This is a genomic window from Leucobacter sp. cx-328 (genome assembly GCF_014530035.1).
In the GTDB taxonomy this organism is placed as follows: Bacteria; Actinomycetota; Actinomycetes; order Actinomycetales; family Microbacteriaceae; genus Leucobacter.
In genome coordinates, this window is sequence record NZ_JACVMX010000005.1 from 74,465 (window position 1) to 86,427 (window position 11,963).

An 11,963-nucleotide genomic window follows, 5' to 3' on the forward strand; every position below is an offset into this window, starting at 1 on the left:
GCTGCGCCGAGCGCAGACCGGACATCCACAGACCGGAGCTAGCCGCGCAGGCCGCGCACCTCGAGCGAGTCGACTACACGTGCCGCGGCGCGACCGTCGTCGAACGGCGCAAACTTCTTCCGCCATGCGGCCGCACGTGCAGCATATTCCTGACGCCACGCTGCCGAATCGCCGGCAGCACCGAGTTCGAGCGCGTGCGCCACAACCGAGGTACGCGAGTCCAAGATTGGACCGGGCGCCTCGCGTTCGAAGTCGAACGTGAAGCCACGCTCACTGTCGCGGTACGCTGCGAGGTCAGGAGCGAAGAACAACATAGGCGTGCGCGACACCGCTGCATCGAACATGACGGATGAGTAGTCAGTCACGAGCAGGTCGCACGCAAGCAGCGCGTCGTTGATGTCTGGATGGCGAGACACGTCGATCACGTTGCCGAGACCCTGCGTCGCATAGCCGCCAAGATCGTGCGTACGGGTGTGCCCGCGAGCAATGACCGTCCAACCATCGCCAAGCTCCTGCGCGAGCTTCACCACGTCGAGATCGTCACTCGGACCTACCTGCCGCTCACGCCACGTCGGCGCGTACAACAGCACGCGTGCGTCATCGCTGAGACTGAGGCTCTTGCGGGCCGCACTGCGGACGATTGGATTGATCTCTGCGTTGCCGTCGCGATCCACCATGACGGCCTGCGCGAGCCTGTCATCGCGCGGGTATCCTGTCTCAAGCATCTCGCCCTTGAACGCATAGTTCTTGCGGAACTGCTCCGTCGAGTGTGGGTTTTGGGAGATCATCAGCGACCAACGTGCGCTCTCACGGCGGATCGCGATCCGCGTTCGCAGAGACACATTCGGCCGACCAAGCGCCAGGTGCTTGAGCATCGTGCCGTGCCAAGTCTGCAGGACGACCTGATTTCGCTGGCGCTTGAAGCCGAAACGCAGCCAGTCATTGACGACCAGGAACGCTGCGCGCTTGCGAGCCGCGTGCCACTCATGACCACCGACGAGCACGGGAACTGCGCCTGCTGGCACCGCCTGATCCTCGCTCGTGACGCTCCAGTAGCGAGGCACCGTGGGCAAACGATCCACGATTTCACGATCAATTGCGAGCGGGTTACAGCTCACCTGGCGGCCATAGAACGATTCAAAGAACACTGAGTTCGCCGGCACGAGTTCGGCAGCGGGAGTATCGAGCTGCGCGATTGCGTCGAGGACACGGTGCGCGGATCCGCCAGCAGGGAACTCATGGAATCGGTCCGCGAGTGCCTTCGCCTGGCGAATTGCTTCCCAGTGCTCACGGCTACCGGACTCGAGCAGACGGCCGAGACGTGCTTGCACCTCAGCCCAGGTCGTGTCGATGCGGCCGGAGGTCGTGACGTGGAGTGGCTCGTACAGTCCACGGGTCGCTTCGTAGTGTGCGAGGTCTGGTGCAAACCAGACAATCGGACGGTGCAGAAGCGAGAAGTCGACCGCGATCGAGGAGTAATCAGTGATGAGCAAGTCGAAGGCGCTGAGCAGCGGAGTAATGTCACGGGCGTGCTCGCTCGACAGCAGGTGCACTCGATCACCGATGAGATGCGCGTACTCTCCCTCGCCGAGCGGGTGCGAGCGAATCACGAGGTGCGAGTCTGACCGTTCGAGCTGTGCGATGAGGTCAGCAGCTTCTGTTGCTGTTGGGATCGCAGCGTCGGTCTCGCCGTCGCGCCAGGTTGGCGCGTACATGATGATCGTGTCTGAGCCGGTAACAGCGCCACCGAGGAGCGCGCACACTGCCCGCTTCGCATCGGTTGCACGTGCGGGGTCTGCCGCCTGACGTGCAAGCTGATCGTCGCGTGCATCACCGAGTACCTGGACCTTGCCCGGCTGTACTCGGAACGCCGAACGCATGCGCTGTGCCGATTCGACGGAGCCGGCGACGAAGAGCGAAACCTGCTGAGTGCCGCGCAGGTACATACGGCGCAGGACCGCGCGGAGCGGAGCCGGGCCGCTGAACGTCATGGTGACGGGCGAATCGAGATGGATGCGTTTGAGCGGAGCTCCGTGCCAGAGTTGCACGACAAGTGCGCGGAACGGCGCGTATCGGTTCACGTCGCCGAGGCCGTGGGTGACGATGAGGTGACGAGCGCGGAGTGTCGTCCAGAATCCTTGCCAGGAGTCACGTTGCAGCGGGATGAACCCTTCGGCTGCAGCGAGCGCGGTCTCGGTTTCTGCCCGGTCGCCTGACGCGATCGACCAGAAGATTTCGGCGTGCGGATCGCGAAGCTTGAGGGCACGCGCAACCTCAAGGGCTCCCTCTCCAACGCCAATGCCGCTCCCGAACACCCACCGGTCGTGCTTACGCGGTACGAACCAGGAGAACAGCCAGCCGAACGCGTATGCGGGGATCGAGAGCAGCTTGACAAGGTTGCCCGTGGCGAAATGGAACCGGCTCTTGCTCATTTCACCAACTGTAGGGCATCTCGCTGGGGTGAACATGCCTGTGCGGCGGAACCGATTCGGATCCGCCGCACAGGGTATTCATCTTGTTGCTAATGGTTACCAATCAAGGCTTCCGAGGGTGGCCTCGACCTGTCCGGCGACACCGCCGCGCAGGTAATCGATGGTCACCTTCTCGTTGGCGCCGTGAGTGCGGACCAGAGCTGAGACGGTGACACCGTCTGCTGCTGGCACGCCATCAACTGCGGTGACAACGTCACCGACCTTCAAACCAGCCTTCGCCGCTGCACCGCCACGGACGACCTCAGCGATCAGGCCACCGGCGGCCTGCGCGTCAACGTCGGTATCAGCGCTTGCGTCGAGCACGCTTGCGCCGAGCAAGCCGTAGGTTGGCTTCTCGCCTGCGATGATTTCGTCAGCGACGCGAACTGCTGCGTTTGCGGGGATCGCAAAGCCAAGGCCTGCGCTTCCCGCGGTGCCCTCACTCGCGCCAGGTGAAGCAATAGCCACGTTAATTCCGATGAGTTCACCGGCGCCGTTCAGCAGTGCGCCACCCGAGTTGCCAGGGTTGATCGAGGCATCCGTCTGAATCACCGGGAGCGTTACCGAACCGGTGGGCTGCTGCTCCTGGCTCTGCGAATCGAAGCGGAAGTCCCACGGCGAATTAGAACCGTTCTCGTCCTGCTGCGCGTTCGGGTCGCTCGGAACGAGCGGGCTACCGACCGTGATGCCGCGGTTGAGCGCGCTGACGACGCCGCTGGTGACCGTGTTCGACAGACTCATCGGTGCGCCGATTGCGACTGCAAGGTCACCAACATTGACTTTGCTCGAGTCAGCAACCTTGATCGGGGTGAGTCCTTCAGGGTCAACCTTCAACACAGCGATATCGGTGTACGGTGCGGTGCCGACGAGCTTCGCATCACGGACGCTGCCGTCGTGTAGCTTCACCTGTACGGTCGGATTACTCGTCGCGCCATCAAGCAGTGCGACGTGGGCGTTCGTGATGATGTAGCCCTCATCGCCGTAGATGACGCCAGAGCCAGAGCCCGAAGCACCATCACCTGAGACAAGCACGGTGACAACGCTCGGGGTCGCGACAAGTGCAACCTGCGTCACATCAGTCGCGGTCGAAGCATTGTTCAATGTCACTGCGCTCTGGTTTACTGCGGTCGCCGGATGCGAGTTCGCAGATACGATCGCTGCGACGCCGCCGCCTACGATGCCACCAAGCAGCGCACCGATCGCAAGGCCAACGAGCAGAACGTTGCCCTTGCTCTTCTCAGCTGACTTCTTGGGCTCTGGGTTCAGGCCGAAGCTCGCGCCACCTTCGCCACCGGTCGGCGGCACAGGCGGAACCTGACCGTGGTCGTGGCCCGCGGCGGGCGGGAGTACCTCGGTGACCTGCTGCGTCGGATGCGCAGGCGCAGCAGGGACAGCAGGCGCTGCGTGTGCACTTGGAGCTGCAGGCGCAGGGTGCGTAACGGGAGCAGCGGGTGCTACTGACGCTGACGGTGCGACCTGCGCAACCGTGGGTGCGGGCGCAGCCGGCGCAGCGGGGGCAACCGGGGTAACCGGAGCACCCTGCGCGGCAGGCACCACAGGAGTGGCAGGAGCTACAGGAGCAGCGGGTTCCGCACCCGCAGCGGTCTCAACAGGGAGAGTCGACTCCGGCGTCGGCGTCGACTGTTCAGATTCTGGGGTATTCGCCATGAGCAGTGTCCTTCTTGGTCTTTGGTGCCTCTAGCTTCTCGTAATTTCCTATGTTTTTGACGAACAAAACCTGCGAGCCTGCTGCACATCAATTGCGTGGCTTCTGGTTCGCTATTCGATATCGGCGACTGCATCCCGCGCACGCCACACGCACCGTTTGCGAATCATGCCTGTCAGTAACACCGCGGCAGCGCATCCCAACAAACCGATGCCACAAAAGACGGTCAGCTTCAAGTGCCCGTTTCCGGTGAAGACTAGGGGCGGGCTCGGCGGCCGATGCACAACCGTTCGTTCATTTTCAAGGCCACAATCACCACGGTGCAGCACGATCACCTCACCTGACTCGTCATCGCGCGCCAACAATGTCTCCACCCAGTAGACAACGCCATCACTCTGCGCAGTCACTGTCGGCGACCTGAACTGTGCGCCAGTCTTGGTAACGTGCACCGCCGCCGTTGTCGCCACAGGCTGTGCTTCGCAGGACGCAGCAGCGACCTCCGCCGCGGTCCAGGGCTTTTCACTTGATCGTTCGCGCCATTCCTCGTCAAACATAGGTTGCCCCGCCCGTGGCTGCAGAAAGGCGGTAAACGTGAGTTCTGTTCGCATCCCCTCCGGTAACGCACCCGAAACCTTGGCCACGTCATGCATCAGCTCCCCGACGTTAACCTGCTGCAATGCCTCAGTTTCAACTTTAGGTTGCTCAATGACCGCAGACGCTTCTGGCGAACCCCACACATCGCAGGTGTCGTCAATGAGCGGCTGAATCTCTTCTGGTTGATCTTCTTGGAGCACGCAAGACTGCACGGTCACTCCACTTCGCACCTCACGCGGCACCAACACTTCCACTTCAACCCCGAGCTCGGCTTCAGCTCCGGTATCAGCGACTGACATCGGCAACGAGCGCAGCCGTCCACCGTCATCGTCGACGACTGAGGCCTGTGCCTGCATGTCTGCATCGCCGACCTGGACATGGGTCAGCAGTCGCGCAAGCACCCGCGCAGTTTCCGGGGCTTGCGCCTGCGATAATACATTTCGCGGCGCTTCGTACACCGTCGAACGCACCACGAGAGGAATCGTTGTGTTGCTCGCGATGAGGCACCCGTCGTCCTCGCACGCGAAGTCCCATCGGGCGACCGTTGATCCGCCAATTGGCAAGACTTGGTCACGTAGCCTCGTAAGTGGGACGGCACGCATGGGTTGCACATGTGTTTCCTGGGGCTGCCCAAACTCGTCCGCAAATGCGTAGTCACCGCGCAGATGCCATGCTTCCTCCGGTCCGGTTTGCAGCTCGGGGCCCTGATCAGCGCCCCGTATGCGCCATACCCAGTTGTAAAACCCAACCTCACGCGCCGAGCCGGCTGGAGCGGTCGCAAGGTACTCCCCTGGGCCCTCATTAGCGATAAGCCGCACTTGTGCAGCGATCGGCAGCTTCGCAGGGTCAGGGTCTTTGTTTGGGAGCTGCTGGAGTGGACCATACAACGTGCCTTCCGCTTCAAGCGCACGATATTTCCGCTCGTCATTCTCAACATAAGTAGGCCAGTGCGAGCCGGACTCCGCTGCGAATACCACCCGGTCGGTCGGCTCGTCGGTGGGCGAGAGACGCACCACATCAACCTGCGTCGACAGGGTTGGCCTAAACTCAACCGGCGCAGGAGCGATGCCGCCCCAACTTCCACCTCGCGTCACCACTTCCTGCCGCGCAACACCGAGTTGCTGCTGCGTTGCCGAGTCCCGACCCGCGAAGACCGTGACCGCTGCCGGCCACCCTCGTCGCGATACTTCCCAAGACCCCGCCGCACTCGGCCCGGTCGCGGTGGCGTCAGTCTTCCCAAGCGCTTGATCCCAGCGGATCGAGTGCGAGCGGCCGTCCGTAATCGCTATCGATCTGCGATCAGGTGAAAACTGCACACCAGCATCAGGATCGCCGCTCGCGACGGCCCCTTTGAGTTGAACCTGTTTCGTGCCCGCGGCCGCGACGAGTGTGCCTGCCGTGCGGATCTCCCCCTCCCAATGCATCGTGGGAGCCATAACCTCAGCAATAGCTGGCGTTGGTTTCGCGTTCAGCTTTGCTTCGCGCACCATTTGATCGGCAAGCGCAACCCACGCTGCTCCGCTCGCACGGCGATCGCGGATCACGTTCTCCTGCAACCAAGAATCACCCGCGCTTCGAATAATCCAGATTGCCATCGAAACGGCAGCCGCACGCCCGTTGGGGTCGGCGACCGTGTGAAGCGGCACACCGAAGTTATGCAGAATGTAGGCCATCTGGCGCAGCCCTGCCGGGTCGCTGTACGGCGCAACGTAGTGCTTGTTTCCGGCCGTCCAGTACCCGCGCAATGTTGAGACGTTGTTTTCCCCCGGCGCTTGCGGGTCGAGCGGCGTCTCGGCCCCAGGCTCGAGGCAGTACACCGCCAGCTTGGTACCGGGCACCAGGTACGCGCCCATAAACCACTTCGAGGTCCAGACGCCAGGCCCAAAGCTCGCCGCTTGCACGGTTGTTGGCGGCTGACCCAGTGTCCATCCAACGCCGCAACTCAAAGCCAGCAGGACCACGAACGTGCCCATCACCGCGCGCCGGACAGCGTTCGTTCGCTTTTTCACCCAGCTTCTGTATGTCGCTCGGTCTGTCTGTGGTCGATGTGGCCTCGTACTCAAGGCAGCCTCCCCTCGGCACCGCGAACTCTCCGCGATGCCAATGATTCTGCGGAACCCCGCGTCGAGTCAGGGAGTTATACACACCACCCGCCACGCCCGAAACGACTGGCTCTTCGGCCTCGATTCGTCGGATCCTCATACGCCGTGTATTGTTTTACATGTGCCGCGGGATGGAGCAGTTCGGTAGCTCGCCGGGCTCATAACCCGGAGGTCGTAGGTTCAAATCCTGCTCCCGCAACTATGAGGAAGGCCCTGATCTATCACAGATCAGGGCCTTCCGGCTTTTGTATGCCAGAAAGTTGCCACCGCGCGCCTGCGCCTGGAGATCGGCCAAAGACCGGACAATCCTGCTCAGCTTCGCCCTAACGACGGTCGAATTCCAAACGAAGGCGACTCGCCATGACGCGCCCACGAAACACGCTCGTTTAGGCGATATCCGCAAACCCCCACTAGTCTCTTAGATGTGCCGCGGGATGGAGCAGTTCGGTAGCTCGCCGGGCTCATAACCCGGAGGTCGTAGGTTCAAATCCTGCTCCCGCAACTAGTGAGAAAGGCCCTGGTCAAGTGATTACCACTTGACCAGGGCCTTTCGCTTTGTCATCACGCTACGAATACTGTGCTTGACATGCACAACCGGTGAGGGCGGTACCGTTTCTCGGTTTGCCCCCACCTGTTGAATGTGAGCAACGCTGTCGAGCTCGGGGCTCCACCCGAGACACTCCGACGAAACACCGTGGTTCCCGAGAACACCTATTTCTACGCGCTAAAACCATCAATTTCGGGAGAATGTACCCGTTTCGCGGGCTTGAGTGCCGCTAGCCGCTGCCGCCCCAGAGCACGGCGCTCACCCACCCTGGGCATAGACAGAGGGAGGGCCCGGAACAGATGCTCCGGGCCCTCCCTCTCTGCGCTAGGCGCGGTGACTACTCTGCAGCGATCGCAGCTTCAAGAGCCGCACGCAGCTTCTCGTCTGCCTTGCCGTAGGCCGTCCAGTCACCCTTCTTCATTGCAGCATCGCGTTCGTCGATTGCCTGCTGCATCTGCTTCAGGATTTCCTTCGTGGTCTGCACAGTCGGCGTTTGACCACCGTCAGTGCCGCCTTCGGTACCGGCCTCGGCATCCTCTGTGCCGCCGCCTGCGATGTTACTGTCGCCAGCAGAGACGCCCGAGTTGCCGCCAAACAGCTCGTCAAGCGCTGCGTCAAGCGTGTCTTCGAAGGCGATGTCATCACCGAACGAAACAAGCACCTTCTGGAGCAGGGGGAACTGCGTACCAGATGACGCCTCGATGTAGACCGGCTGGACGTACAGCAAGCCACCACCGACCGGGAGGGTCAGCAGGTTACCGCTGACCACCTGGGTGCCACCCTGACGCAGCAGGTTCAACTCAGTTGACACCTTCGGGTCAGTGTTGAAGTTGTTCTGCATCTGACCAGGGCCAGCAATCGTGTTGCCCTTTGGCAGGGTCAGCAGCTTCAGCGTGCCGTAATCGTCTGAGATCACGCCGTCCTTCGAACCAGCGTTCGAGTTCGCGGCGAGATAGCCCGTGAGAATGTCGCGCGCGTTCTTACCGGTCGCGTCAGGAACATACGTCGAGTAGATCGAGTAGTTCGGCTCTGCCTCCTTACCGGCAGACAGCGTGAGGTAGTACGGCGGCTGCGCCACTTCCTGGGTGCCGTCGGTCGTCTTCGATGCGACGGGATCGTTCGGCGTACGCCAAGCGTCTTCCTTCGAGTAGAACGCGCCAGCGTCAGTGACGTGGTACTTGCTCAGCACCTCGCGCTGCACCTTGAACATGTCCGTCGGGTAACGTACGTGGCTGAGCAGATCACCGCTCATTTCCGATACCGAGGTGAAGGAGTCAGGGTAGATTGACTGCCAGGCCTTCAGGATGGGATCGGTTTCGTCCCAGGCATACAGCGTGACAGATCCATCGTACGCATCAACCGTCGCCTTGACCGAGTTGCGAATGTAGTTGAGGTTCTTCGGCAGCGGCGAAGTGCGGGTCGTGTCGGCATCGGCGATGAGCGAGTTCATATCGTTCATCTGCGAATACGGGTAGTTTGCCGAGGTCGTGTAGCCGTCGATGATCCAGACAATGCGTCCGTCGACCACCGAAGCGTAGGGCGACTCGTCGAGCGTCAGGTAGGGCGCAACCTTCTGCACACGCTCGAGCGGGTTGCGGTCGTAAAGCACCTGCGAACCCTCTGCAACATCACCCGACAGCAGCAGCTCGACGTCCTGGAACTTGAGCGCGTAGATCATCTTGGTGAGAACATTATTCAGGACCGGGCCGCCATCGCCCGAGAACGTTGTGAAGTTCGGGCGACTATCGTCAGCCTTCGTTTCCTCCGTGGATGCGCCCTGCTCAGCGTCATCGGTCTTCTCGCTCGGCTCGCCCTCTGCCGCCTGCTCAGCGGTTGACTCAACATCAGAATCTGCGGGGTAATCGAGCTCGATCGACTTCTTCCGCTCGCCACCCACGACCGAGTATTCAGGTGAGTTCATTCCGAAGTACACACGGGGCTCAAACTCGCCGAGACGGCCCGTGCTCGGAATACCGCTCTCAAGGAAGACGGGCTCGCCACCGGACGATCGCTGGTTACCGTAAGCAGCGACAAGGCCATAACCGTGCGTGTACACGAGGGTTCGGTTGTACCAGCCGGTCTGCCCGGAGATATCGATGTCACGAACTGCAGAGATGGTGTCTTCGACCTTGCCATCAAGTACGTAACGGTCGACGTTCAGACTCTCGGGGAACTTGTAGTACTGCTTGCTCTGCTCGAGCTGCGAGAAGGTACGAGCGATCTTCTCGGGGTCCATGATGCGGATGTTTGCCGTTGCAACGGCATCGTCGCGGAGTGCGCCTGGCTCAGCGTCAGTCTCTGCGTCATAACGTTCAATCTTGACCTTGTCGAGACCATATGCCGCACGGGTTGCCTCGATGTTGCGCTCGATGTACTCAGACTCGAGGCTCTTCTCATCGGGGGTGACACGGAACTGCTGGATGGTCCAGGGGTAGCCAACACCGACCACCAGTGCAGACACCACGAAGAGCGAGGTACCAATCACGGGCAGACGCCACTTGCCGGTGAACGCGGTCACCAGGAAGAGGATCGCAACGAGTGCCGCGATGCCAGCGAGGATCTGCTTGCCTGGAATCACGGCGTTGGCACCCGAGTACATCGCACCGGTACCGATCGCCGTACTCTCAGTCAGCGTGCTGTACTGGCCAAGCCAAAGGCTGCCGCCAAGAATCAGCAAGAAGAGGAAGATGAGGATGGCCGCCTGAATACGAGTTGCCTTCGAAACTCGGAACTCACGTGCCGAGATCGAAACGCCACCGTAGAGGAAGCTTGTCGCTACGCCAGCGATGAGTGAAATCAGTACGACTGCCGAGGCAAACGAAAGCACCGACTGCCACAGCGGCAACGCAAACAAGTAGAACGAGATATCAAGGTTGAACTGGGGGTCAGTTGTGCCCGTGGGCGAACTGTTCATCCAGAGCATGACCTTCTGCCAGCTCGATGCCGCAGCCGTGGCCGCAAACAGACCGATGACCGCGGGTAGACCCCACTTCACGACGCGGCGGATAGGCTCAAACGCCTCCTGATACCGGTCGAGCTGTGCGGTCAAGCGCGCGTAGACGGGGCGCTTGCGGTATGCAATGTCGATCGACAGGAACACCGGGATGGCCATTCCCAGGAAGCCGATCACAAACATCACCGCCGCCGCGATCCATTGGGTCGCGAAGACCGGCAGGAAGTCAACCTGTCGGAACCACAGAACTTCGGTAAATACCGCCGCTACTGCCAAAAAGGCAATGACGAGAGCCACCACGAGCACGACAGTAATCGCGAGTGGTGAAAACTTCCTCGTTTGGGCGGGATCAGTAACAATCGGGTCGGTCACGTCTGCCATTACACGCTTTCTCGTCGCCGGTGTTCAGTACACCGCGGGCAAGGTTTCTACCACCCTACCTGTCCGAGCTGGCGAGTTACCTGGCTTTACACAGTTCAAGTCCGGCTGGCTTCGTTCCGTTCTGATATTCCTGCACCACGCTGAGCGCTTCTTCAAGCGTCCCAACCGGAGCGACGGTGAGCCCTGACGGCACATTTTCGGGGACCTGGCCACAGTTCTCGATTGGCATGAGGAAGAGGTCAGTGCCTGCGCGATCCGCCGCCCACATCTTTTGTTTGAGGCCACCAATCGCCCCAACCGTGCCATCCGCGCTCATGGTGCCAGTTCCGCTCACGTTCAGTCCGTCAAATAGCGGCTCCTCGGTGAGCCGATCAACCACGCCGAGTGCAAACACGAGACCGGCACTCGGTCCACCGATATCTTCAAGGTGGATCTTCACGGTGTCTGGAATGTCTGCGTACTGCGTGAGCGTCACCCCGATGCGCGGCGCTTCAGCATCAGCTGGTTGTTCCGGCGTGATGCTGACGGTCTGCATCTTGCCGTCACGGCGGATCCCTATATCGACGGGATTTCCCGCGCCGCGTTGTGTGAGCAACGCTCGGAACTCGTCGAGGCTCGTGATCGGCGCACCGGCCGCAGTGATGAGCACATCGCCGGCCTGTAGCACCCCTTCTGCGGCCTCTCCCTTGGCCACATCGTGCACCCGAAGTTCGACGGTGATCTCCTCACCGAGGGCAGCATAGGCCGCGATGAGCGCGGTCGACTGCGAGGACTCCATCATGGCAGCGCTCAACTCTTTGCGCTCGTCGCCCGTGATGTTGTCGGGATAGACCTTGTCAATCGGCAATCGATCCTGGGTTGCATCGAAGAACGTTGGGATGATCTCAAAGAGACTTGCGCTTCGCTCAGGAGTACCAATGAGTGAAACAGTGAGGAGGTTGAGTGTTCCAGGCGTGTCGAAGCCGCCATCATCTGTCGATTCGATGACTTCGACTGCACCAGATTCAAGCTCAATTTCACCCAGCACGTTCACCACCGGGCCCGGGCGCTCCACTGCGTATCCCGAAGGGATGAATCCGACGAGCATCAAAAGCACAATCACCATCGTGGCAACCGTCGTCCCGCTTGGCTTTTTCCAAGACCGCTTTACCGCAGTGGTTTCCTGGCTCATTCCGCTCCTCGCAGTGTTCCGTTTCGGAAATGGCGTTGCTGCTGCGATCCGCGCCCTGACCAGCTGTTCGCAGTCGGC

Annotated in this window: 5 protein-coding genes and 2 tRNA genes; 2 read left to right on the top strand and 5 right to left on the bottom strand. The window is 61.1% G+C overall.

Annotated features, from left to right (window positions below):
- Positions 1 to 38: 38 nt before the first annotated feature.
- The 3 genes from ICL81_RS08110 to ICL81_RS08120 all read right to left on the bottom strand — a co-directional run bounded on the left by ICL81_RS08110 (position 39) and on the right by ICL81_RS08120 (position 6,740).
- Positions 39 to 2,432 (bottom strand): CDP-glycerol glycerophosphotransferase family protein, encoded by a 2,394-nt coding sequence (locus tag ICL81_RS08110; RefSeq protein WP_188034408.1) that lies wholly within the window; start codon positions 2,430 to 2,432, stop codon positions 39 to 41.
- Between the two features lie 96 nt (positions 2,433 to 2,528).
- The gene (locus tag ICL81_RS08115) at positions 2,529 to 4,139 is read right to left on the bottom strand and encodes a S1C family serine protease (protein WP_188034409.1); all 1,611 of its coding nucleotides are present in this window, start codon (positions 4,137 to 4,139) and stop codon (positions 2,529 to 2,531) included.
- Positions 4,140 to 4,250: 111 nt separating this feature from the next.
- Positions 4,251 to 6,740 (bottom strand): hypothetical protein, encoded by a 2,490-nt coding sequence (locus ICL81_RS08120; RefSeq protein ID WP_188034410.1) that lies wholly within the window; start codon positions 6,738 to 6,740, stop codon positions 4,251 to 4,253.
- Between the two features lie 218 nt (positions 6,741 to 6,958).
- Here ICL81_RS08120 and ICL81_RS08125 point away from each other — a divergent pair.
- Positions 6,959 to 7,032: transfer RNA gene (locus ICL81_RS08125), tRNA-Met, on the top strand.
- A 229-nt stretch (positions 7,033 to 7,261) separates the two neighbouring features.
- A tRNA-Met gene (locus ICL81_RS08130) sits at positions 7,262 to 7,335 on the top strand.
- A gap of 382 nt (positions 7,336 to 7,717) precedes the next feature.
- Here ICL81_RS08130 and ICL81_RS08135 read toward each other — a convergent pair.
- Both ICL81_RS08135 and ICL81_RS08140 read right to left on the bottom strand, forming a co-directional pair.
- The gene (locus tag ICL81_RS08135) at positions 7,718 to 10,714 is read right to left on the bottom strand and encodes a UPF0182 family protein (protein WP_188034411.1); all 2,997 of its coding nucleotides are present in this window, start codon (positions 10,712 to 10,714) and stop codon (positions 7,718 to 7,720) included.
- A gap of 76 nt (positions 10,715 to 10,790) precedes the next feature.
- The gene (locus ICL81_RS08140) at positions 10,791 to 11,885 is read right to left on the bottom strand and encodes a PDZ domain-containing protein (RefSeq protein WP_188034412.1); all 1,095 of its coding nucleotides are present in this window, start codon (positions 11,883 to 11,885) and stop codon (positions 10,791 to 10,793) included.
- Between the last annotated feature and the right edge of the window lie 78 nt (positions 11,886 to 11,963).